The sequence below is a fragment of the Flavobacterium sp. RSSA_27 genome, from assembly GCF_051547125.1.
GTDB lineage: Bacteria > Bacteroidota > Bacteroidia > Flavobacteriales > Flavobacteriaceae > Flavobacterium.
Genome location: NZ_JBPTTN010000004.1, coordinates 48,621 through 71,565, shown reverse-complemented (window position 1 = coordinate 71,565; position 22,945 = coordinate 48,621). Strand labels below are relative to the sequence as shown.

General features: G+C 33.5%; 22 protein-coding genes. 14 read left to right on the top strand and 8 right to left on the bottom strand.

What is annotated here, in order from left to right:
• Positions 1-7 precede the first annotated feature (7 nt).
• The 4 genes from ACSVH5_RS06725 to ACSVH5_RS06710 all read right to left on the bottom strand — a co-directional run bounded on the left by ACSVH5_RS06725 (position 8) and on the right by ACSVH5_RS06710 (position 3,933).
• Positions 8-568, bottom strand: coding sequence for a YceI family protein (locus ACSVH5_RS06725; RefSeq protein WP_438060678.1), 561 nt, complete (start codon positions 566-568; stop codon positions 8-10).
• A 335-nt stretch (positions 569-903) separates the two neighbouring features.
• A complete protein-coding gene (locus ACSVH5_RS06720) occupies positions 904-1,656 on the bottom strand; it encodes a LamG-like jellyroll fold domain-containing protein (protein WP_438060677.1) in 753 nt (250 codons plus the stop codon).
• A 293-nt stretch (positions 1,657-1,949) separates the two neighbouring features.
• The gene (locus ACSVH5_RS06715; RefSeq protein WP_438060676.1) at positions 1,950-3,347 is read right to left on the bottom strand and encodes a hypothetical protein; all 1,398 of its coding nucleotides are present in this window, start codon (positions 3,345-3,347) and stop codon (positions 1,950-1,952) included.
• Positions 3,348-3,366: 19 nt separating this feature from the next.
• On the bottom strand, positions 3,367-3,933 hold the full coding sequence (locus ACSVH5_RS06710) for a YceI family protein (RefSeq protein WP_438060675.1): 567 nt from the start codon (positions 3,931-3,933) through the stop codon (positions 3,367-3,369).
• A 488-nt stretch (positions 3,934-4,421) separates the two neighbouring features.
• On the opposite strand from ACSVH5_RS06710, the gene rlmN reads away from it, so the two are divergent.
• The 6 genes from rlmN (at position 4,422) to dnaG (ending at position 11,555) form a co-directional block, all read left to right on the top strand.
• Entirely contained in the window at positions 4,422-5,465 is a 1,044-nt protein-coding gene (gene rlmN, locus ACSVH5_RS06705; RefSeq protein ID WP_438060892.1) for a 23S rRNA (adenine(2503)-C(2))-methyltransferase RlmN, read from the top strand.
• A gap of 80 nt (positions 5,466-5,545) precedes the next feature.
• On the top strand, positions 5,546-6,523 hold the full coding sequence (locus ACSVH5_RS06700) for a polyprenyl synthetase family protein (RefSeq protein ID WP_438060674.1): 978 nt from the start codon (positions 5,546-5,548) through the stop codon (positions 6,521-6,523).
• Between the two features lie 158 nt (positions 6,524-6,681).
• On the top strand, positions 6,682-7,242 hold the full coding sequence (locus ACSVH5_RS06695) for an RNA polymerase sigma factor (RefSeq protein ID WP_438060673.1): 561 nt from the start codon (positions 6,682-6,684) through the stop codon (positions 7,240-7,242).
• Positions 7,229-7,897: a hypothetical protein gene (locus ACSVH5_RS06690; protein WP_438060672.1), complete on the top strand. Its 669-nt coding sequence runs from the start codon at positions 7,229-7,231 to the stop codon at positions 7,895-7,897. The genes ACSVH5_RS06695 and ACSVH5_RS06690 overlap by 14 nt, the downstream gene beginning before the upstream one ends.
• Positions 7,898-7,939: 42 nt before the next feature.
• Positions 7,940-8,983, top strand: coding sequence for a hypothetical protein (locus ACSVH5_RS06685; RefSeq protein WP_438060671.1), 1,044 nt, complete (start codon positions 7,940-7,942; stop codon positions 8,981-8,983).
• 595 nt (positions 8,984-9,578) lie between these two features.
• Positions 9,579-11,555, top strand: coding sequence for a DNA primase (gene dnaG / locus ACSVH5_RS06680; protein ID WP_438060891.1), 1,977 nt, complete (start codon positions 9,579-9,581; stop codon positions 11,553-11,555).
• A gap of 62 nt (positions 11,556-11,617) precedes the next feature.
• Here dnaG and ACSVH5_RS06675 read toward each other — a convergent pair whose 3' ends face one another.
• Together ACSVH5_RS06675 and nadE are read right to left on the bottom strand one after the other, a co-directional pair.
• Positions 11,618-12,247, bottom strand: coding sequence for a LuxR C-terminal-related transcriptional regulator (locus tag ACSVH5_RS06675; protein ID WP_438060670.1), 630 nt, complete (start codon positions 12,245-12,247; stop codon positions 11,618-11,620).
• An 89-nt stretch (positions 12,248-12,336) separates the two neighbouring features.
• The gene (gene nadE, locus ACSVH5_RS06670) at positions 12,337-13,137 is read right to left on the bottom strand and encodes an NAD(+) synthase (protein ID WP_438060669.1); all 801 of its coding nucleotides are present in this window, start codon (positions 13,135-13,137) and stop codon (positions 12,337-12,339) included.
• Positions 13,138-13,316: 179 nt separating this feature from the next.
• On the opposite strand from nadE, the gene gldB reads away from it, so the two are divergent.
• A complete protein-coding gene (gldB, locus tag ACSVH5_RS06665; RefSeq protein WP_438060668.1) occupies positions 13,317-14,273 on the top strand; it encodes a gliding motility lipoprotein GldB in 957 nt (318 codons plus the stop codon).
• The gene (gene gldC, locus ACSVH5_RS06660; protein ID WP_438060667.1) at positions 14,273-14,608 is read left to right on the top strand and encodes a gliding motility protein GldC; all 336 of its coding nucleotides are present in this window, start codon (positions 14,273-14,275) and stop codon (positions 14,606-14,608) included. The genes gldB and gldC overlap by 1 nt, the downstream gene beginning before the upstream one ends.
• A gap of 83 nt (positions 14,609-14,691) precedes the next feature.
• Here gldC and yihA read toward each other — a convergent pair whose 3' ends face one another.
• Entirely contained in the window at positions 14,692-15,312 is a 621-nt protein-coding gene (gene yihA, locus ACSVH5_RS06655; RefSeq protein WP_438060666.1) for a ribosome biogenesis GTP-binding protein YihA/YsxC, read from the bottom strand.
• 24 nt (positions 15,313-15,336) lie between these two features.
• Positions 15,337-16,110: an alpha/beta fold hydrolase gene (locus tag ACSVH5_RS06650; RefSeq protein WP_438060665.1), complete on the bottom strand. Its 774-nt coding sequence runs from the start codon at positions 16,108-16,110 to the stop codon at positions 15,337-15,339.
• A gap of 369 nt (positions 16,111-16,479) precedes the next feature.
• Here ACSVH5_RS06650 and ACSVH5_RS06645 point away from each other — a divergent pair, with 369 nt between their 5' ends.
• From ACSVH5_RS06645 to mraY, 6 genes are all read left to right on the top strand, one after another.
• Positions 16,480-16,953, top strand: coding sequence for a division/cell wall cluster transcriptional repressor MraZ (locus ACSVH5_RS06645; protein ID WP_438060664.1), 474 nt, complete (start codon positions 16,480-16,482; stop codon positions 16,951-16,953).
• Positions 16,934-17,836: a 16S rRNA (cytosine(1402)-N(4))-methyltransferase RsmH gene (rsmH, locus tag ACSVH5_RS06640; RefSeq protein ID WP_438060663.1), complete on the top strand. Its 903-nt coding sequence runs from the start codon at positions 16,934-16,936 to the stop codon at positions 17,834-17,836. Before ACSVH5_RS06645 ends, rsmH begins: the two co-directional genes overlap by 20 nt.
• 5 nt (positions 17,837-17,841) lie before the next feature.
• On the top strand, positions 17,842-18,189 hold the full coding sequence (locus ACSVH5_RS06635; protein WP_438060662.1) for an FtsL-like putative cell division protein: 348 nt from the start codon (positions 17,842-17,844) through the stop codon (positions 18,187-18,189).
• Positions 18,180-20,186: a penicillin-binding protein gene (locus ACSVH5_RS06630; RefSeq protein WP_438060661.1), complete on the top strand. Its 2,007-nt coding sequence runs from the start codon at positions 18,180-18,182 to the stop codon at positions 20,184-20,186. Before ACSVH5_RS06635 ends, ACSVH5_RS06630 begins: the two co-directional genes overlap by 10 nt.
• Positions 20,183-21,646, top strand: coding sequence for a UDP-N-acetylmuramoyl-L-alanyl-D-glutamate--2,6-diaminopimelate ligase (locus tag ACSVH5_RS06625; RefSeq protein WP_438060660.1), 1,464 nt, complete (start codon positions 20,183-20,185; stop codon positions 21,644-21,646). The genes ACSVH5_RS06630 and ACSVH5_RS06625 overlap by 4 nt, the downstream gene beginning before the upstream one ends.
• Before the next feature lie 68 nt (positions 21,647-21,714).
• A complete protein-coding gene (gene mraY, locus ACSVH5_RS06620) occupies positions 21,715-22,944 on the top strand; it encodes a phospho-N-acetylmuramoyl-pentapeptide-transferase (protein ID WP_438060659.1) in 1,230 nt (409 codons plus the stop codon).
• Position 22,945: the final 1 nt, after the last annotated feature.

Sequence of the window (22,945 nt, the reverse complement as noted above, 5' to 3'; positions counted from 1 at the left end):
GTTGTTTTTATTTAAAATTAAGAGTAAACTTTAGTGTAAGGTCTTTTCCTGTTTTAATGGTTCCTAACATTGCAGTTGGAGCTTTCATAGCAAATTGCTCAAAAGTAATTTTGTTGGATCCGTGAAGAGACACTATTCCATTACTGACAGAAGATTTAACTTGAGTTTTGATTTCTTTACTAACACCATTTATAGTGTAGGTTCCAGTTAAATTCCATGTGGATTCATTGACTTTGTCCGCAGACTTCAAAACATATTTGATTGTCTTGAATTTTTTAGTATTTAAAGTTTCATAGGCTACCTTATCCATGCCACTTTTACCACTCTTTATGGTTTCTACTGGTAAATCAATAGTGATATGATTGATGTCTACTATTTTTCCGTCAGTAACAGTAATATTGGCCGTACCATTTTTTGCTGTTGATGTCATTTCCCAATCATGCATGGTTGAGGTTCCTTCTACAACAAAACTTGTTTTATTGTCTAAAACATAATTTTTTTGTGCTTTTGCTGTCCAAAGGGAACAGATAAGTAAGCAATTCAAAATAAAGTAAGGGATTTTTTTCATCTTTTTTAGTTATTAGTTATTAGTTATTATTTTTTAGGAATTAATGATATATAATTAATTAAAAAAAAACGGAAAGAAAACGAACTTGGAGCTGAGAAAAAGCTGTATTTGTAAGAACTAAAATTGGAGTTGGTTGTTTATAATTTTATAGGCATCAAGGTCAAATCGCTATTAGTTAGTGAATTAATATTAGTAAAAGTAGGAATAATTAATTGATAAAAAAATTTTTTTTGTAAATGAAATATTTATAATACTTCATAATGACTTGATTTGCTAGTATATATAAATGAAAAAAGAGTAATGCTACATAGTTGTGCTATTACTCTTGTGAAAATTTATTTATTCATTACAATTGCTTTGGTGCTTGGAATCTTTTTCTTGACTTCTTGTTTACTTTTTTTAATAGAACTATTGTTCTCTACTATTATGGTAGGAACATTTGAAAGGTATTGGTTACTTATTGCTTCATTCGATAAGGCTATGTTATAAATTTTTAAATCATCAATATCGGCATCAATGCTAACTAATGAATTTACATTTCCTATTTTGAAGAAGTTGCCAATAGTCTGTCTATTGGGGGCGAAAAAAGTTTCGAGTAAAATACCATTTCTATAGATAGCGGCATTTTTGCCGTCGTAAACATAGGTGTAATTATACCATATTTCCTTTGAAAGTGGTAAGGCTATGATGAAGTCGTTTTTGAAACCCCAAGCGGCTATATTCAAGGAAGATTCGGCAGTGGATGTGCCTTGATGGATAAGGCCACAATAGGAGTTGTTTCTTGCAGCTCCATAACCCCAAATGTAATTGGAATTGGTAATATCATTAAATTTGACCCATATGGAAATGGTGCGTGGTGAGTCATTTTGTGGTAAGTTATCTATGTTGGCTACCAAACTTTCGTTAGATACTCTTAGGGCTTTTTTGTCTACTCCAAATCGATCCTTTGTAAACTTACCTATGCCTTGAAAAGCGACTGATTTGTTGGAATTGCTTAAATTTCCATCAAAAGTGAACTCATGTATTGGAGATTGAGCAAACGAAACAAAATAAGTCAATAGAAGTGTTGAAAGTGTTATTTTTTTCATGGTAAAAGCCTTTGGATGAAAAGGTTAGATTAATTATAGCAACTAAACTAAATTCTTTTTTTTCAGGTATGAAACTTTTACGATAAACGGTCTAAAAACTCGTTTAAAACCTATTTTTTTGTTTTCGATGGATTGTTTTTTGAAGTTCTACGGGTACTATTTTTGGAATTTAAGATTGGATGTAATTCTTTGATGAAATGAGCATATGAAAAAAAAATGGGTGCAGCACTTCTTATTGTAAAGAAGTACCACACCCAAAAATCCAATAACAATCTTATTATTAATGTATGGTATTAGAAAGAAATAACAGCTTCAAACATTAAACCGTTGAATTTTCCTTCGTATAAATTGTTAACGTTGTTTCCAATAAATTGATCGTAGTCAACATAATTTTGGTTTACATAAGCTAATTTAGCTAAGATGTTTTTAGTCATGAACCAACCTGCAGAAGCTTCAACACGATTAATAGATGCTTCTTTTGAGTTGTTGTTGTCTAATTGTCCTGAAACTACATTGTATCTACCACCTACATAGAATTGTTCTGTGCTACCAAATCTGTACACTAAATCTGCAGCATATTGATTTACAACTCTTGTGTCATCAATACCTCTAGCTTTTCCACCTTCAGCTCTTTCAAATGTTCCGAAGAACTCTAATCCTTTGTATTTTACAAATGGGTTGATCATGAAAGAAGTTAATTTGTTTCCAAATGCTGGGTTAAAACGACCTGTAGTATGGTTAGCAGCTAAATCTTTAGTTTGGTTGTTGTCTACAGTAGTAGTACCATTTTTGTAAGCTTGATTTGTCATTACACCATAGTAACGGCTACCCGCTCTTTCAGAAGAGTATAAGTTACCACTTGTGTTAGCATTGTGGTATAATGAACCTGTTAAACGTACTCTTAAGTCTTCGTTCAATTGTTTGTCATAACCAAATTTAGCCAAGATAGTTGGGCTAACAGTAGTGTTAGGATTTGGAGCTGTAGCAGTTGGAGCTGAAGGTACAAATTCAACAACGTTTTGGTTTAGTTTAGAGTTGGTTACTCCTAACATACTAACCCAACCGTTTCTGTTGTAGTATACTTCCATACCCATTTCAGTAGTGAAGGCATCCATAATGTTACCTTCAATGAAAGGGTTCATTAAAGCTTGTCCATTATCTGATCTTCTGAAGTGAGCATCTCCATAGTTGTTCTCCATTTGACCAATTTTGATCGTAGCATATTTCATGAAGTCTTTCAAGAAATCTTTTTTAATGAAGTCTAACTTGTCGATTTGTAAGTAACCACCTTTTACCCAAGTTTCATTGTGGTGTCTAGAAGCTAAATATAAATCTAAATTTACACGTACCCCATCAAATAATTGAGCACCAATAGTCATGTTAGCAGTAGGTAAGTTAAAGTTATTACTCAAATTGTTTAATCTATACCCAGTAATTTGATTGCCATTTGGAGCAAGGAATGAACCTTCAGTTTGTCCATTGTATGAGTTCATAGCTTGGAATTGTAAAGCAAAAGCAGCTCCTAAGTCTACACTAAGACCTTTGAATTCAACAGAGTCTTTTTTTACGTCAAAAACATTAAGCCCAGATTTGTCTCTTGGAATCATGTTTTGCATTTGTCCAAAACTATTTTGTGCTTGTACAGCAGTAATACCTAATAAAGCAGCTGCTAAAAAATAAATTACTTTCATTTTGTTTGTTATTTGTTGTTTATTTATAATTAAGATTGAATTTTATAGTAAGGTCTTTTCCAGTTTTGATGGTTCCTAATAATGCAGTAGGGGCTTTCATGCCAAATTCATCAAAAGTGATTTTGTTGGTTCCGCTAATAGTTACTATTCCATGGGATACACTAACTTTTACTTGAGTTTTTAATTCTTTGCTCACTCCTGCAATGGTATAAGTTCCAACAAGATTCCAAGTGGTTTCATTTACTTTGGTGGCTGATTTTAAAACATATTTAATTGTTTTAAATTTTTTGGTATTCATGGTTTCATAAGCCACTTTATCCATACCGCTTTTACCACTTTTGATGGTTTCAACGGCCAAATCAATGTTTATAGCATTGATGTCTTCTACTTTTGAATCAGTAACTGTAATAGTTGCAGTTCCTGTTTGAGAACCTGATTTCATTTCCCAATCGTGCATGGTCGATGTTCCCGCAACTGTGAAAAGGGTTTTGGTGTCTAGCGCATATTTTTTCTGTGCAAAACTTGTATATCCAATAGTCATTACTATTAAGGATAATAAGAACGGTTTTAATTTATTTTTTTTCATGGTTTAAAATTGTAAACTTGTTAATTAGTTTGTTAAAAAGAACGTTTTGATTAGTGATATCTCAAAATAAATATCGTTGATTATTAATATGACAAATTTCACTAGAATTCAGTTGGTGCAATATGATAAAAATCAGGTATTGAAAATTTTAGAAATAATTAACATAATTATATCGTTTTAGTGACAAGTTTAATTGTTTTGGAATGGTAATTATGAAAAAAATAATCAGAAAAAAACTATAAAAATATATTTAGAGTGCTGATTTTTTTGTTTATTCTTGGGCAACTATGTTGTTTTTTTTAGGTCTTGTATTTAGTAAATTGTAATTAAAAATGTTAAATAAAACCATTAACTATTTTAAAAATGGTTTTTACCTATATTTTTACAGGAATTAGTGGTGAAATGGTATTAATTCGATGGTTTTGTGGAAAAATAAGGGATTCGTTAATAAATGCGTTGTTCGTGTAAAAAATGAATAAATTTGTATGATGAATTTAGAAAGAAAAGATATCAGAGCATTGTCTAAAGAAGAGTTACAGCTCTTTTTTTTAAATAATAATGACAAGGCCTATAGAGGTCAACAAGTGTATGAATGGTTATGGACCAAAGGAGCGCATAGCTTTGACGACATGACTAATTTGTCTAAAGCTACTAGAGCCATGTTAGAGGCAAATTTTGTAATCAATCATATTAAAGTAGATACCATGCAACGCAGTGAAGATGGCACAGTCAAAAATGCCGTTCGTTTGCATGATGGGTTGGTGGTTGAATCGGTTTTAATTCCTACCGAAACGAGAACCACAGCTTGTGTTTCGAGTCAAGTGGGTTGTAGTTTGGATTGCAATTTTTGTGCAACAGCACGATTAAAAAGAATGCGAAATTTAGAACCTGCTGAAATTTATGATCAAGTATTGGCTATTGATAAAGAGAGTAGACTCTATTATAATCATCCCTTGTCTAATATTGTTTTTATGGGAATGGGCGAGCCTTTGATGAATTATAACAATGTCTTGAAAGCCATCGAAATGATAACTTCTCCAGAAGGTTTAGGAATGTCTCCAAAGCGAATTATGGTTTCTACTTCTGGTATTCCAAAAATGATCAAGAAATTAGCCGATGATGAGGTGAAATTCAAATTAGCCGTTTCACTTCATTCTGCAATAGACGAAACTCGGGCTAGAATTATGCCTTTTAGTGCCAATTTTCCTTTGAAAGAATTACGTGAATCTCTAGAGTATTGGTACCGTAAAACCAAAAGTAAGGTATCCTATGAATATGTTGTTTGGAAAGGAATCAATGATGATAAAGCGTCAATTGATGCCTTGGTGAAATTTTGCAAATATGTTCCTTGTAAAGTCAATTTGATAGAATACAATCCTATTGATGATGGTGAGTTTCAGCAAGCATCTGAAGAGGCGATAGCTGCTTATATTAAAGGCTTGCAGGCGATTGGTGTTGTTGTCAAAGTGAGAAGAAGTAGAGGAAAAGACATTGATGCTGCTTGCGGACAATTAGCAAATAAAGAAGCGTAATAATTGAAACATTATCCTATAAATTTAAACTAGTATTATATATGTCTTTTTTTATATTATGTGCTATATTTGAATCCTAAATGAATATCACCTCACAAATAAAACAACCCATCTTTGATGAAATGGAACTTTTCGAGAAAAAGTTCTATGAATCAATGTCTTCAAAAGTAGCCTTACTCAATCGAATTACTTATTATATAGTAAACAGAAAAGGAAAACAAATGCGACCAATGTTTGTTTTTCTTACTGCAAAGATGATTTCTGGAGGAACAGTAGAAGAGCGTACTTATCGAGGTGCTTGTGTGATTGAGCTGATTCATACTGCTACTTTAGTACACGATGATGTTGTAGACGATAGCAATCGCCGCAGAGGTTTTTTCTCCATCAACGCTTTATGGAAAAATAAAATCGCGGTTTTAGTTGGGGATTATTTGTTGTCCAAAGGTTTATTGTTATCCATTGACCACGGCGATTTTGATTTGCTACGAATCATATCAGTAGCCGTTCGCGAAATGAGTGAAGGAGAATTATTGCAAATAGAAAAAGCCAGAAGACTCGATATTACTGAAGAGGTGTACTACGAAATTATCCGAAAAAAAACGGCTACACTTATTGCGGCTTGCTGTGCATTGGGCGCTAGATCTGTAAGTGATGATGAAGTTGTCGTTGAACAAATGCGCAAGTTTGGAGAGCTTATAGGTATGGCTTTTCAAATTAAAGATGACTTGTTCGATTATACCGAAGAAGCTATCGGAAAACCTACTGGAATTGATATCAAAGAGCAAAAAATGACTTTGCCTTTAATTCATGTACTCAATACATGTACTTCAAAAGAAAAAAGTTGGTTAATTAATTCCATCAAAAACCATAACAAAGACAAAAAGCGAGTAAAAGAAGTCATTGCTTTTGTAGTTAACAATGGTGGACTTTCTTATGCCGAACAAAAAATGATTGACTTTCAACAAGAAGCATTAGCTATTCTTGAAAATTTCCCCACTTCAGATTATAAATCGGCCTTGACCTTAATGGTCAATTATGTAATCGAAAGAAAAAAATAATTTTTTTTTTCGTCTGTAAAGTAACGTAATCATTGGTGTTTCTATTTTTTTATCAAAAATAAAACAACTGCATGCAACCTTTTTGTTGCTTGCCTCGTCTATGCTAATAGAAGTCGGTTTTACAAAAACAACAACTGCTGACCAACACGCTTTATTATATGAAAGTAATTCCATTACATCATGAAGAACAAAAATTGATTCAACTTGCGATTGAAAACAATAGGCAGGCGCAACAACAGCTGTATTCAAAATTTTCTTCAAAAATGTTAGGAGTTTGCAGACAGTATATCAAAGACATTCATCAAGCCGAAGATGTAATGATTACCGCATTTATGAAGGTTTTTGTGAATCTAAGAAATTTTGAACATAAAGGAAGTTTTGAAGGTTGGATCCGCAGAATTATGGTCAATGAATGTATTTCTTTTTTGAGAGTTAATAAAAAAATGAACTATACCGAAGACGAGTTTTTTGTAGAAGAAAGTTTTGATGCCATTGGAGATCAGTTCTCCGTAGAAGAAATCCAAACTTTAATTGACACACTTCCAGAAGGCTATAAAATGGTGTTTAATTTATATGCTATAGAAGGATACAAACATCAGGAAATTGCTCAATTGCTTGGTGTTTCAGAAGGTACTTCAAAATCACAATTATCGCACGCTAGAAAAATGTTACAACAGCAGATCAACTGCTTAAAAAATAAGCAAAATGGAACTAAATAATTTTGAACAACAAGCCAAAGAGAAGCTTTCCAATCGAGAAATTGCTCCATCAGCTCAAGCTTGGGACCGACTAGACGCCATGTTGTCTGTCCAAGAAAAGCCAAAGAAAAAAATGACTTGGTGGTATGTGGCAGCAAGTGTAACGGGACTATTATTGGTAGGAACACTCTTTTTTAGCACATCAGAAGAAAGTAATGTTATAACACCATCTCAAGAAATCGTGGTGACTTCTTCTGCAGATAAAGATTCGGTTACTACACAATCTTCTATTGAACCAACAAACGAAGTAAAGATTCAGTCTAAATCCGCTGTAGTAACGAATGTCTCTAAGTTTACCAATAATGCAATAAGAACTACAAAAACAAATCATCAGGAGCTTTCAATCAACAATCCAATCACAACCACCAACAATCCAATTAGTACTACTATCGAAAAAAACACAGAACATAAAGCTATTGCTGCAATAGACGAAAATGTGCCAGTAGTAGCTACAGGAATTCAAAAAAAGCAAAAAATTCAAGTCGATCCTTCTACATTATTATCTCAAGTTGATGGAGAATTAGAACTCTCTTTTAGAGAAAAAGTAATTGCAAAAGTGAATAAAAATTATCAAACCGTTAAAGTGGCTTTGGCCAACAGAAACAATCAAGAATAAAAACAATCAATCATCAATCAAATTTTTTAAAAACTAGTAATCATGAGAAATTTTACCATTTATCTAGCCGCCTTATTTTGTCTATTCGCCAGCAAAATGATAGGGCAAGAATCCTTCGAAAAAAGAGCTAAGGAAATTGCAACACGCATTGAAAAAATCACCAAGGAAGAAAAAGCAGCACTGAAAGAAGAAATTGAGGCCGTAAATCTTCAGCAACAAGCAGGCAAAATTACCAAAGAACAAGCTGACGAGAAAAAGAAAGTATTGGCCGAAGCAAGAGCCATCAATATCGAAGCCAGAGTAGCCAAAGAACAAGAACAATTGAACGAATTGGTACAGCTAAAAGTAGACGGAAAAATCAAAGAAAGTGATTCTTCCCGAACCTTAGTAATTCACTGGGACGACGATTTCGACTTTAAAAATAAAAAGAAAGAAAAGAAATTTGGGGAAAGAAGAACCACGAGTCAATTTGTTTTCGCGGCAGGTTTAAACAATCTTATGGTTGATGGTAAATATCAAGACAAAGACTTTAAATTTATGGGGTCTCATTTTTACGAATGGGGAACAACTTATAACACTAGAATACTTAAAGAGCATAATTTATTGCATTTCAAATACGGTATGTCTGTAATGTATAATAATTTACGCCCTACCGAAAACCGTGCTTTTGTCGTAAACGGTGACCAAACCAACCTAGAAGTGTACGCCAAAAATTTGAAAGAATCCCGTTTTAGAAACGTCTATTTAGTAGTGCCAATGCATTTAGAATTTGATTTTTCGGGCAGTACAATGAACGATGATAAACGTCAATTCAGAACCCACAAATCCCTACGATTTGGAGTGGGAGGCTATGCAGGAATCAATTTAAAATCCAAACAGAAGTTAGAATACCGTGAAAACGATGATAAAGTTTTTGTTAAAAATAAATCTGATTTCAATACTAATAACTTTATTTATGGTTTGAGTTCCTACATCGGGTACAAAGAGACTAGTTTGTATGTAAAATACGACTTGAATCCATTATTTAAAAACAATGCGGTAGATCAAAACAATATTTCAATGGGAATTCGTTTCGATTTTAATTAAAATTAGGAGCGAATCATCAGGCTTTTTCAGGCAACATCGTTCCCGCCATCATTCCTAAACCTCGTGAGCTGAACCCCAGCTCACGAGGTTTTTCCCTTCTGTCGGGGCTATAAGACTAGAATGGTTTTTTTACTTGGAAGAAAGAATAGGAATAATAATGTTTTTAAAAATAATTAGTAGCATTCTATCCAACTTTTTTCAATTGAACCACAAATCCAAAACTTTGAGAACCTTGCGATTTTTCCTTTGCGAACCTTGCGATTAAAATTTCACGCTAATTTGTCGTAAATCAATGCATTCGTGGCTAAAAACTTTATAGACGAATCTATGACGTAATAATCAGGGCGTTCGCATTTAAAAAAGCTAGCCACGAATTACACCAATTGTCACTAATTTTTTACCGAACTTAAATTTGAATTACACTAATTCAATTTGTTTTTAAAAATTAGTGAAATACAAATAGTCATAATTAGTGTTTGTTCGTGTAATTCGTGGCGAAACTTTTAAAAGCGAACGCCTGCGTAATAATGCTAAGTTTAATAATCCAAAATTAACTTTGTATCTTTGGCCTTTGCCAACTTTATACTCTTATACATTGATATCAAAAACAACCATAGATACCGTTTTCGAAACCGCTCGTGTAGAGGAGGTTATTGGAGATTTTGTACAATTAAAGAGAGCAGGAAGCAATTTCAAAGGGTTGAGTCCCTTCTCAGACGAGCGTTCACCATCTTTTATGGTGTCGCCAGTTAAACAAATTTGGAAAGATTTTAGCTCTGGAAAAGGCGGTAATGCAGTAGCTTTTTTAATGGAGCACGAGCATTTTACCTATCCCGAAGCCATTCGATATTTAGCCAAAAAATACAATATCGAAATCGAAGAAACAGAACAAACCGATGCCGAAAAAGCCAATACTGATGTTCGTGAAAGTATGTTTTTGGTGTCTGAATTCGCTAAGAATTATTTTCATTCCACACTATTAAATACCGAAGAAGGCAAGGCGATTGGTTATTCGTATTTCAAAGAAAGAGGCTTCACCAACGAAACCATAAAAAAATTCGGTTTAGGTTATTCCCCAGAAACTTGGGATGCTTTTACCAAAGAAGCTTTGGGCAAAGGATACCAGTTGCAGTATTTAGAAAGCACAGGTTTAACTATTCCAAAAGAAGACCGCCCTTTTGACCGATTCAAAGGCAGGGTGATGTTTCCTATCCAGAGTATGTCGGGGAGAACTTTAGGTTTTGGAGGACGTATCTTAACAAATGATAAAAAAGCGGCAAAATATTTAAACTCACCCGAGAGCGAAATTTATCATAAAAGCAAAGTCTTGTACGGGATTTTCCAAGCTAAACAAGCCATTGCCAAACAAAATAATTGTTATCTAGTTGAAGGGTATACCGATGTAATTCAATTTCATCAAGCTGGAATAGAAAATGTTGTTGCTTCATCAGGTACGGCTTTAACACCCGACCAAATCCGATTAATCAATAGGTTGACCAAAAACATTACCGTACTTTTTGATGGTGATGCTGCGGGTCTTCGTGCTTCCATTCGAGGAATCGATTTGATTTTGGAGGAAGGGATGAATGTAAAAGTGTGTACTTTTCCTGATGGCGATGACCCAGATAGTTTTGCCAAAAAAACATCTTATGATGATTTGGTAGCTTACTTGGAGAACAATGCAAAGGATTTTATTCAGTTCAAAGCTTCTCTTTTAATGAATGAAGCTAAGAATGATCCTATCAAAAAAGCCGATTTGATTCGGGATATGGTCACGAGTATTTCCAAAATTCCTGACCGAATTCAAAGAGAGATTTATTTGCAAGAGTGCTCCAGAATTATGGATATCTCGGAGCAAGTTTTGGTGAGTACCTTGGCTCAGTTAGTCCAAAAAGACATTGCAGAGATTGGGAAAAAACAAAAACAAGAGCAAAAAGCTTTTGAAGTTGTTAAAAATGAGAATCCAGTTCCAACAGAGAAAGTAGATGTACTGTATCGTTTAGAAAGGAAAATCATAGAAATCTTATTACTCTACGGGAATAAAAGCGAAATTTTTGAAGATGTACTTTTAAAAGCGAATCCCGATGGTGATATCGTTCATGTGGTTGAAAAAAAGGAGTACAAAGTTTTTCAGAGAATTTATTTGAGCTTACAAGAAGATGAGGTTGAGCTTGCTCATCCGCTTTTTAGGGCTATTTTTAATGATCTGATTTCGTATTATCTTCAAAATGAAACGGATGGAATCGATAATTATCTAAAAAATTTAAATCCTGAATTTGCCCAAGAAGTTACCGATATTTTAATGGAAGAAGAACAAATCGTTCTTCATAATTGGGAAGGACAAAACATTTTTGTGAAACAAAAAACAGAAACAGTAAGTCAACACACTTCAGAAACTATCATATCCATTCGGGAATATCTAATTAATAAACTAATCTTGGATTTAATGAACGAATTCACTTCAAACCCTGAAGCAGATGTAGAAGAGTTAAAGGTGATGATCAATGATTACAACAAGCTAAAGGTCAACTTGACAGGTGCTATAGGGAGAATTCGTTCTACATATTTATAAAAAAAGGAAGTCAATTGACTTCCTTTTTTGTTTATGTAGTATTAAGTAAATTTTAAATCGAATTATACGATTTCTAAAGTTTTTGCTTTATTAACCAAGTCAACCAAATTGGTTACATTTAGTTTGGTTAACAAACGCAACTTGTAGGTACTAATTGTTTTTTCGTTTAAAGTAAGAATTTCAGCTATTTCATGGTTTTTCTTACCGTCACTCAAATAGCGTAATACTTCTATTTCTCTGTTAGAAAGTTTACGATACAAACGTTCACTTTTACTTTGTTTGGCTATTAAAGCCATGTTTTTACGAACATTTTCGTTTACAATAATTTTTCCTTGCTGTACTTTTACAATGGATTGTCCAAGGGTTTCAAGTTTTTCGGATTTGTGAACATACCCTGAAACACCAGCTTTAATGGCGTTTGGTGCATAAATTTGTTCCGAAAGACTACTATAAATAATAATTTTTGTTTTAGGGAAGTTTTTCAACATTGCCTTAATTTCAAAAATACTCGCCAGTCCTTCCAGTTCTAAGTCAATAATCAATACATCTATGTCCTTATTTTGAAGGATGTCTTGTACCATTGAAAAATTACCAACATTGGCTACTATAGAGATTTCATCGTGGTCTTTAAAATACGATTTAACTCCAAAATGGGTTACAGGATAATTATCTGCTAAACAAACTTTAATCATGGTATTTATTTTTTAAGAGTTGTCTATCAAAATGATGTCATAAATGTAGTAAAAAAAATACAATAAAACTGTTAACTAGTATATTTTTTTTATTTTTTTTCAATTAAACATACAGGTATTGGATTCATTTTGTGTTGGTTAGCTGTATGTAGGCGATTGTAGATCTCAAAAACATCTCTCTCTCTACCCTCAAATTCCGAAATCGATTTTCCTAATTCAACTTGTAGCATGGCCCATTCGAGTTCGTCATAACTAGCCCCCAATTGATCTTCGTCTGATCTGTCATCACCAAATAAGCCATCAGTTGGAGCTGCAACCAAGATTGAGTTGGGCACTTTCAAAAAATGACCAAGAGCATATACGTCTGATTTTAGCAAATCGGCGATTGGACTTAAATCTACACCACCATCTCCATATTTAGTAAAAAAACCAACGCCAAAATCTTCCACTTTGTTTCCAGTCCCGGCAACCAATAGTCCGTGAATTCCAGCATAGTAATATAAAGTACTCATTCGTAAACGGGCTCGCGTATTAGCTAAAGACAAATTCATTTTAGCTGTATTTTCATAAACGGGAACTGCTGTTTTGAAAGCTTCAAAAACAGGAGTTAAATCAGAAGTGGCATTTTTTACATTTGGGAATCGCTCTTGTAATTGTTTAATGTGTTCTTCAGCTCGACTAACATGTGATGGCGCTTGATGAATTGGCATCATGATACAAAGCACTTCTAAACCTGTTTGTGCACACAGAGTAGAAGTTACAGCAGAATCTATACCGCCAGAAATTCCAATTACAAATCCATTTGACTTTGCATTTAATGCATAATCTTTTAGCCATTTTACTATTTGAGTGTTTACTTTTTCTGGCGATAAAGTCGTTTTTTTAATCATATTAGTTTATGTTTTAAAAAGCAGGAATGTATATTTGCAAAATGTTTTCAAAACGGGATTTTTGTTTTAAAACATTTAAAAGCTAAATTAAATAATTAATATGAAAGGGCGATGAATCCAAGACATAATCTGGAAGAATTAACGGTCCTTCAATTAAAGCACAAATAAATTTTATATTCATGAAAATCTATTTAGTACCATTACTAATTTGTTTCTTTTTACTCTCTTGTGATAAAAAAAATAAAGTTGAAACAACTGTAGAAGAAATTTCAATAGAAATAAAAGCAGATCGATTTGATCAAGCTTTTTTTGAAACAAGACCTGAAGATTTGAGTCAATTAAAACAAAAATACCCTTATTTTTTTCCAACAGGAACCGAAGATGCCGTTTGGATTGAAAAAATGCAACATCCACAATGGAGAGAATTGTATGCAGAAGTGCAAAAAAAGTATCGTGATTTTGAACCCGTACGTCAAGAAATTGAGACCTTGTTCAAACATATTAAAATATATTTCCCAAAAACAAAAACTCCCAAAGTAGTAACCTTAATATCAGAAATGGATTATAATACAAAATCTATCTATGCTGATAGTTTAGTACTTGTTCCTTTGGAATTGTATTTGGGCAAAAACCATAAATTTTATCAGTTTCCAGAGTATATTAAGCAAAATTTGGAACAAAGCCAGATTGTTGCCGATATAGCTTCAAGTTTTGTTCAAACCAAGATTGCACCTGAAGTGGATAAAAGTTTTTTATCACAGATGATTTATTTAGGAAAAGAATTGTATTTGAAAGAATTGTTGTTGCCTGAATATGCTGATGCAAATAGAATTGGATATACCACAGAACAACTCAATTGGTGTGTTGAAAATGAAGGTTATATTTGGCGCTATTTTGTTGATAAAGAAATGCTGTATAGTATGGATTCAAAATTGATCCCTAGATTTTTAAGCCCAGCTCCGTTTTCTAAATTTTATCTAGAGATCGATAATGATTCACCAGGACAAGTAGGAGCATGGATAGGTTGGCAAATTGTGCGCTCTTATATGAAAAATAATGACATTTCGATTAACGAATTGTTGACTAAGAAATCCAAAGAAATTTTCGAATTATCAAAATATAAACCTAAAAAATAATGTCAAATACTCATATCTCAGAAATTAAGTTTCAAATTGAATTAGATGAAAATAAAGTGCCCGAAAAGTTACTTTGGTCCGCAGAAGATGGTGGAGTAACTGCCGAAGAGGCAAAAGCAATTATGCTTTCTATTTGGGATAGCAATCATAAAGAAAGTATGCGAATTGATTTATGGACCAAAGATATGCCAGTTGATGAAATGAAGATTTTTTTTCATCAAACGCTGGTGGCAATGTCAGAAACATTCAAAAGAGCTACCAATGACGAAAAAATGGCAGACACTATGATGGATTTTTGTGATTATTTTGCCGAAAAATTAGAATTGAAAAAATAGATAGTAATCCAGTACTCATAAAAAAATCCAAATTCCAAAAGGTAATAACTTGGAATTTGGATTTTTAATTTTGGAATTTGTTTTTAAAACGTATTGTTGTTTTTGAAAACTTCTTGATTTACTTCGTCTATATAGTGTAATACTTCTTCTTTGCCAGTTGATTCTGTAGAAGAAGTAACAAAATACTGAGGCATTTCGGCCCAATTGTTGGCTAACATTTTCTTTTTATAGGCAGCAATATGCGAATCAATCTTTACGCGACTTATTTTGTCAGCTTTAGTGAAAATAATACAAAATGGAATTTCGCTTTCACCCATATACGACATGAATTCAATATCGATAGTTTGGGCCTCATGGCGGATATCAATAAGCACAAAAGCACATACTAATTGTTCTCTTGATTCAAAATAATCTGTAATGAATTCTTGAAATATTGATTTTGTCTTCTTGGATACTTTAGCATAGCCATAACCAGGTAAATCAACTAAAAACCAATTATTATTAATTAAAAAATGATTAATCAATTGTGTTTTTCCAGGTCTTGCCGAAGTTTTTGCTAATTTTTTATGATTGGTTAGCATGTTAATCAATGAAGATTTCCCGACGTTAGATCGACCAATAAAAGCATATTCTGGCAAAAAATCTTTTGGACATTTGCTCACATCAGAATTGCTGATTATAAATTCTGCAGTAGTGATTTTCATTTTTAGGTACCTAAATCTTTTGGATTAATGAGTCGGTAAATGGGTATGGGTTAACCAATCTTCTAAAATTTTGTTGAATTCTTCAGGGTGCTCCATCATGGCGGCATGCCCACATTTGTCAATCCAATATAAACTTGAGTTTGGCATTAGTTTATGAAATTCTTCTGCAACATCTGGAGGAGTTACTTTGTCGTTTTTTCCCCAAATTATACAGGTTTGTACATGCATTTTTGGTAAATCTTTGGCCATATTATGACGGATAGCGCTCTTGGCTATTGTTAAGGTCTTGATTAATTTGATACGGTCATTCACTGTTGCAAACACTTCGTCTATTAATTCTGGTGTAGCAATTTTTGGATCGTAAAAAACATCTTCTGCTTTTTTCTTGATGTATTCATAGTCTCCTCTTTTGGGGTAACTATCACCCATGGCACTTTCATAAAGTCCGGAACTTCCTGTAATTACAAGGCCAGCTACTTTTTCAGGAAACATTTTGGTATGATACAAAGCTATATGCCCCCCTAAGGAGTTGCCCAAAAGTATAACGCGATCCAACCCTTTATAAGTGATAAAGTTTTTGACATACACGGCAAAGCTTTTTACATTGGTCTTTAAAATATTTTGGGTATAAATAGGTAAATCGGGAATGATTATTCTATATCCCCTTTCAGAAAAATAGCTTGCAACAGCGTCAAAGTTACTTAATCCGCCCATTAGCCCATGAAGGATTACAATTGGGATGCCTTCGCCAGCTTCGTAATAGCTATACTTGTCTTCTATTTTATAGTATTTTTCCATTTATTATGTTGCTCAATTTCAATTTTTACAAATATAGGATTTATTAAATTAAAATAATTTGTTAGGGTTGATTTTTACTGATATAATTCCAAATAGTATCTATTTATATACTACTCATAGTTAAAAATAGAGTCAAATTAACTAGAAAATCATTTTGTTTTTGCTTAGGTTTTAATAAGATTAATTAGCTCTTTTTTTAGAGATATTAACTTTCTTACAAAATTAATTCCAAGGAGGTAACGTGTTGATTGTCCATAAATTAAGGTTTTTTATATTTAAGTGGGTAAACTTATCAACAAAGTGGTATAAAGTGGTAAAATGTGGTAAAATTTTATATATTTTTGCTTTATACAATCAAATAAAAAATTGGTGGACGCAATTATTGGTACATATGAGTGTAAAGTCGATGCTAAAGGACGGGTCATGTTGCCTTCTCCTTTAAAAAAGCAATTGGCAGTTTCTCTTCAAGACGGTTTCGTTTTGAAGCGCTCGGTGTTTCAGCCTTGTTTAGAGTTGTATCCGATGGCAGAATGGAATGTAATGATGCAAAAAGTAAATGGATTGAATCGTTTTGTGAAAAAAAACAATGATTTTATTCGTCGTTTTACTGCTGGTGTGAAAGTAGTCGAGATTGATGCTTTAGGAAGAATGTTGATTCCTAAGGATTTAGTTGGCTTTGCTAGTATTACTAAAGACGTAGTATTTTCCTCTGCTGTGACTATAGTAGAAATATGGGATAAAGATTTGTATGAGAAATCGATAAGTGGAGAGGATCTTGATTTTGCTGATTTAGCAGAAGAAGTTATGGGTAACCTTAATAATAATGACAATGGAATATCATAATCCAGTATTGTTAAAAGAAACGGTTGATGGTTTGAATATCAAACCAGACGGTGTCTACGTAGATGTGACATTTGGTGGAGGAGGGCATTCGGCCGAAATTCTTAGAAGATTGGGACCTGATGGTAAATTGTTTGCTTTTGATCAAGATGAAGACGCTTTGGCAAATGCCTTACCGGATGAACGATTTACCTTAATTAATGAGAATTTTAGATTCATAAAACGCTTTCTTCGTTTTTATGGCGTTAAAAGTGTGGATGGGATTTTAGCTGATTTAGGTGTCTCTTCCCATCAATTTGATGTAGCTGAAAGAGGTTTTTCTACTCGTTTTGATGCAGAACTGGATATGCGTATGAGTCAGAAGAATGATTTGAGTGCCTATCGTGTGGTCAATGAATATGATGATGCAAATTTGAGAAGAGTTTTTTGGGATTATGGTGAGCTAAAAAATGCTCCGGCTTTGTCCAGAACCATTATTGAGGCAAGAGAAAAGCACCCTATCAAAACAACCGAGGAGCTGAAGTTGATTTTGGCGAAATATTTACCAGAAAAAGTTCGTAATAAAGTTTTGGCTCAAATCTATCAAGCCATTCGAATTGAAGTGAATCAGGAAATGGATGTTTTAAAAGAATTTTTAGAACAATCCTTAGAGATTTTGAACCCTGAAGGCAGATTAAGTGTGATCTCATATCACTCCCTTGAGGATCGATTAGTAAAGCGATTTATGAAAAATGGCATGTTTGAAGGGGAACCTGAGCGTGATTTTTTTGGCAATTTTTCAGTGCCTTTCAAAACTATTGGCAAGTTGATTGTTCCCTCGAATGAAGAAATAAAAAGTAATAACAGAGCACGAAGTGCCAAATTGCGTATTGCAGAAAAGAGATAATGATTATGAAACAAGGAATTTACGCCATTTTAAAAGCGAAATATTTGATTCATGATGATGCTATCAAGAATTGGCGTTTTATCGTTTTCCTGATTGTACTTGCTATTCTTATGATTGCAAATACTCAACGATTCGAGCAAAAGGTTTTTGAAATCAATGAGCTAAACAACGAGGTTAAAGAACTCCGTTCTGAATTTGTTGATAAAAGATCCGAATTGATGAAGTTAAAGATGGAGTCTACCGTTTCAAAAAAAATGGAGTCAAAACAAATTTATCCATCAACGGTGCCACCAGTAAAAATTAAAGTTAAAAAAGAAGAAGACCCGAATATATTCGAAAAATTATGGCAGTAGAAGATAAAAACATATCGTATCGTATTTATCTAGTAGCATTTTTTCTGTTCATCATGGCTGCTGCGATTACTGTGAAGCTCACAAATATTCAATGGGTTGAAGGTGATTACTATAGAAAATTAGCCAAAGAAAGAACGGTTAAAAACTTTGTAATTCCTGCCAATAAAGGGAATATTTATTCAGCTGATGGAAGCCTACTGGCAACTTCAATTCCTAATTATGAGATTCGATTTGATGCTAGTGCACCTAAAACAGAAGTGTTTGAAAAAAACATTAAACCATTAGCGGATTCTTTAGGAAAACTATTAAATAAATCTTCAGATACATTTGAGCGTGATTTAAGAAGGGCAAGAGTAAATAAAAACAGATATTTTCTAGTAGCTAGAGATTTGAGTTATACCGAATATATAGCAATCAAAGGTTTTCCTTTATTCAATCTAGGGCCTTATAAAGGGGGGATTATAGTAGAACAAGAAACAGTTCGTGAACATCCTATTGGTAAAATTGCCGAGAGAACAATAGGTTATATAGGAAGAGATGTAAACGGACACATCAATCCAGTTGGAGTAGAAGGAGCGTATAGTAAATATTTGAATGGAAAAGATGGTCGTATTCTCAAACAAAAAATTGCTAAAGGACAATGGAAACCAATTAGTGATGTCAATCAAGTTGAGCCACAAGACGGCTATGATGTGATTTCTACCATTGATGTTTTTATTCAAGATATTGCACATCACGCTTTGTTGAAGCAATTAGAAGAATACCAAGCAGATCATGGTTGTGTGGTAGTAATGGAAACACAAACAGGCTATGTAAAAGCGATTTCTAATCTTGGAAGAAATGAAAAGACAGGCCTCTATTCTGAGCGATTGAATTATGCAGTAAGAGAATCACATGAGCCCGGTTCTACCTTTAAGTTGGTAGATTTAATGGCTTTGTTAGAAGATAAATTAATTGATACTAGTGCTGTTTTTGATACTAAAGGTGGCGAAATTAAATATTTTGGTAAATCGGTTAGGGACTCTCATAAAGGGGGTTATGGTAAAATTTCATTAGCAAGAGGGTTTGAAGTTTCCTCTAATACCGTAATGGTTCAAGCGGTCTACAATAATTATAAATCCAATCCTATAAAATTTGTAAACCATATTAATGCGTATGGCTTAAATAAAAAGCTAGGTATAGGATTTAATGGCGAGGGAAATCCATATATTCCTCAGCCTTCTCACAAAAGTTGGTCTAAATTATCATTGCCATGGATGGCCTATGGTTATGGTGTTTCTGTAACTCCTTTGCAAACTTTAACCTATTATAATGCAGTAGCCAATAATGGAGAAATGGTGAAGCCTTTGTTTGTGTCTGAAATTAAAGAATGGAACAAAACCATCAAGAAATATGACAAAGTAGTTTTGAATCCCAAAATTTGTTCACAAGAGACAATAAAGAAACTCAAAGCAGTTTTGGCAAATGTGGTCAAAAAAGGAACCGGATCTAAGTTGTATTCCAAAGATTTTTCCATGGCAGGAAAAACAGGAACAGCTCAAGTAAATTATGCAAAATCGGGCGGTGCTGAGAAATACTACGCCTCCTCATTTGTAGGGTATTTTCCAGCAGATCATCCAAAATATTCTTGTATTGTAGTAGTGCACAAACCCAATACAATCAATAATAATTACTATGGAGCTGATGTAGCGGGACCTGTTTTTAAGCGAATTGCTCAAAAAATATTTACCGATTCACCAACAACTAATGAAATTAAAAACCTAAATCAAAAAATTCAAAAGCAAGAGCAAAATTATAATTCCTATTATGCCAAAGCTCAAAAAAAAATAAAAGTAATTCCAAATGTTCAGGGAATGATAGGAATGGATGCCGTTGCGTTACTTGAAAATTTAGGTTTAAAAGTAAAAGCAATTGGAATAGGTAAAGTAAAAAAACAATCGCTTCAAGCTGGAGAAGATATAGCTAAAAATGCAACAATAGTATTAGAATTATCATGAAAACACTTAAAGAAATACTGTATAAAGTAGCAATTGAGGCGTTGCATGGCGACACCAATATCGCGGTCAATCATTTGCATTTTGATTCACGAAAATTAGAATCCAATGATGTATTCATAGCAATCAGAGGTACTGTTTCTGACGGACATGATTATATTCAGAAGGCCATAGAATCAGGCGCAACTGCTATTGTTTGTGATGTCTTTCCAAAAGTTTTACATCAAAATGTGACTTATGTTAGAGTAAATGATACTAATGCTGCATTAGCCTACATGGCCGCTAACTTTTATGATAATCCCTCTCAAAAATTAAAATTGGTTGGAATAACAGGAACTAATGGTAAGACTACCATTGCCTCTCTATTATATCAACTTTTTAAAAAAGCGGGGTTCAAAGTAGGTTTGATTTCTACGGTTAAAATTTTAGTTGATGAGACTGAGTTCAAAGCAACACACACGACTCCAGATTCTCTAACCATCAATCATTATTTGGCAACTATGGTTGCAGCTAGTGTCGACTACTGTTTCATGGAAGTAAGTTCCCACGGAATTCATCAAAAAAGAACCGAAGGATTGCATTTCGTAGGAGGAGTGTTTACCAATCTTTCACACGACCATTTGGATTATCATCCCACTTTTGCAGAATACCGTGATGTGAAAAAGTCATTTTTCGACTTTCTACCCAAAACTGCTTTTGCTTTATCTAATGCTGATGATAAAAATGGAGCTGTGATGTTGCAAAACACCCAAGCAATCAAACGTACTTATGCCCTTAAAACTTATGCTGATTATAAAGCCTTGATTCTTGAAAATCAATTGTCGGGCTTATTGCTAAAAATTAATGATAATGAACTTTGGGTAAAATTGATAGGTACATTCAATGCCTATAATTTATTGGCAATTTATGGTACTGCAATTGAATTAGGTTTAGAAAGTTTGGAAGTACTTCGTTTGTTGTCTGAATTAGAAAGTGTTTCGGGAAGGTTTCAATTTATTGTTTCGGCTCAAAATATAACGGCTATTGTTGATTATGCTCATACGCCAGATGCACTAGAGAATGTTTTGAACACGATAAATGATGTGCGTACTCAAAATGAACAATTAATAACTGTGGTTGGTTGCGGCGGAAATAGAGACAAAGCCAAACGTCCTATCATGGGGGGAATTGCTTCAGAAAAAAGTGATAAAGCTATCCTCACTTCGGATAACCCAAGAGATGAAGATCCAGAAACAATTATTGCCGAGATGGAAGCTGGGGTAGCAGTAAAAAACCTCAAAAATATTTTAGTAATCACAGATAGAAAACAGGCTATAAAAACCGCTTGTCAATTGGCTCAACCCAATGATATTATTCTCATTGCTGGAAAAGGACACGAAAACTATCAAGAAATCAAAGGAGTTCGTCATGATTTTGATGATATGAAAATTGTAAAAGAAACATTAATTCAGTTAGGAAAATAACTAAGGACTAAATTCCTTTCATCATTCTTTAAACGGAGATTAAAATTTAAATTTAAAAATAGAAAAATATGCTGTACTACTTATTTGAATATTTGAACAAAACAATGGATATTCCTGGAACAGGAGTTTTTCAGTACATCTCTTTCAGATCAGCTTTGGCATTTATGTTGTCTTTATTGCTTTCTACAATATATGGTAAACGAATTATCGGTTTCTTAAGAAGACAGCAAGTAGGTGAAACTGTTCGTGAACTCGGACTAGCTGGTCAAAATGAAAAAGCAGGTACACCTACAATGGGTGGTCTTATCATTATTTTTGCCACTTTAGTACCTGTATTTTTGTTTGCAAGACTACAAAACATTTACATCGTACTGCTTATTGTAACCACTTTGTGGATGGGAATTATTGGTTTTGTGGATGATTACATCAAAATTTTCAAAAAAGATAAACAAGGATTAAAAGGGATATTTAAAGTTTTTGGTCAAGTAGGATTAGGCCTTATTGTAGGCTCCGTTCTTTACTTTAGCCCAGTAGTAACTGTTAGAACCGATACTGGTAAAGTTGATGTTTTTAAGTCGGTTGCTCAAACAGAAATCCTTCCAGCTCCAATTGAAGAAAAATCTACTGCTACAACAATTCCATTTTTTAAAAATAATGAATTTGATTATGCAGAGTTGTTAGCTTGGACTGGCGAAGGTTATGAAAAATGGGCTTGGTTAATCTTTATTCCAGTTGTTATTTTTATCATAACTGCTGTTTCAAATGGTGCCAATTTAACAGACGGAATCGATGGTTTAGCTGCGGGTACCTCGGCAGTATCGGTTTTTGCACTTGGTATATTCACATTTGTTTCTGGGAATATCATTTTTTCCAATTATCTCAACATTATGTATATCCCCCATTCGGGAGAAATGACAGTTTTTATTTTCTCTTTTGTAGGTGCACTTATTGGTTTTCTTTGGTACAACTCTTATCCCGCTTCTGTTTTTATGGGTGATACTGGAAGTTTAACCATTGGGGGGATCATAGCGGTTTTAGCCATTGCAGTAAGAAAAGAAATGTTGATTCCATTATTATGCGGTATTTTTTTAGTTGAAAACTTTTCAGTGGTATTACAAGTAAGCTATTTTAAATATACCAAAAAACGTTTTGGTGAAGGGCGAAGAATATTTTTAATGTCGCCTTTACATCATCATTATCAGAAGAAAGGCTATCATGAGAGTAAAATAGTTACTCGTTTTTGGATTGTAGCTGTCATGTTGGCTATTTTATCTATAGTAACACTAAAATTGAGATAAC

Bases quoted from the DNA above. Each gene is read 5' to 3' on its own strand.
- ACSVH5_RS06690 (WP_438060672.1), top strand. From the start codon at position 7,229: ATGGAACTAAATAATTTTGAACAACAAGCCAAAGAGAAGCTTTCCAAT.
- ACSVH5_RS06685 (WP_438060671.1), top strand. From the start codon at position 7,940: ATGAGAAATTTTACCATTTATCTAGCCGCCTTATTTTGTCTATTCGCC.
- gldB (WP_438060668.1), top strand. From the start codon at position 13,317: ATGAAAATCTATTTAGTACCATTACTAATTTGTTTCTTTTTACTCTCT.
- ACSVH5_RS06630 (WP_438060661.1), top strand. From the start codon at position 18,180: ATGGCAGTAGAAGATAAAAACATATCGTATCGTATTTATCTAGTAGCA.
- nadE (WP_438060669.1), bottom strand. From the start codon at position 13,137: ATGATTAAAAAAACGACTTTATCGCCAGAAAAAGTAAACACTCAAATA.
- ACSVH5_RS06725 (WP_438060678.1), bottom strand. From the start codon at position 568: ATGAAAAAAATCCCTTACTTTATTTTGAATTGCTTACTTATCTGTTCC.
- ACSVH5_RS06715 (WP_438060676.1), bottom strand. From the start codon at position 3,347: ATGAAAGTAATTTATTTTTTAGCAGCTGCTTTATTAGGTATTACTGCT.
- gldC (WP_438060667.1), top strand. From the start codon at position 14,273: ATGTCAAATACTCATATCTCAGAAATTAAGTTTCAAATTGAATTAGAT.
- ACSVH5_RS06650 (WP_438060665.1), bottom strand. From the start codon at position 16,110: ATGGAAAAATACTATAAAATAGAAGACAAGTATAGCTATTACGAAGCT.
- yihA (WP_438060666.1), bottom strand. From the start codon at position 15,312: ATGAAAATCACTACTGCAGAATTTATAATCAGCAATTCTGATGTGAGC.
- ACSVH5_RS06625 (WP_438060660.1), top strand. From the start codon at position 20,183: ATGAAAACACTTAAAGAAATACTGTATAAAGTAGCAATTGAGGCGTTG.
- rlmN (WP_438060892.1), top strand. From the start codon at position 4,422: ATGAATTTAGAAAGAAAAGATATCAGAGCATTGTCTAAAGAAGAGTTA.
- ACSVH5_RS06710 (WP_438060675.1), bottom strand. From the start codon at position 3,933: ATGAAAAAAAATAAATTAAAACCGTTCTTATTATCCTTAATAGTAATG.
- mraY (WP_438060659.1), top strand. From the start codon at position 21,715: ATGCTGTACTACTTATTTGAATATTTGAACAAAACAATGGATATTCCT.
- rsmH (WP_438060663.1), top strand. From the start codon at position 16,934: ATGACAATGGAATATCATAATCCAGTATTGTTAAAAGAAACGGTTGAT.
- ACSVH5_RS06675 (WP_438060670.1), bottom strand. From the start codon at position 12,247: ATGATTAAAGTTTGTTTAGCAGATAATTATCCTGTAACCCATTTTGGA.
- ACSVH5_RS06720 (WP_438060677.1), bottom strand. From the start codon at position 1,656: ATGAAAAAAATAACACTTTCAACACTTCTATTGACTTATTTTGTTTCG.
- ACSVH5_RS06695 (WP_438060673.1), top strand. From the start codon at position 6,682: ATGAAAGTAATTCCATTACATCATGAAGAACAAAAATTGATTCAACTT.
- ACSVH5_RS06700 (WP_438060674.1), top strand. From the start codon at position 5,546: ATGAATATCACCTCACAAATAAAACAACCCATCTTTGATGAAATGGAA.
- ACSVH5_RS06635 (WP_438060662.1), top strand. From the start codon at position 17,842: ATGAAACAAGGAATTTACGCCATTTTAAAAGCGAAATATTTGATTCAT.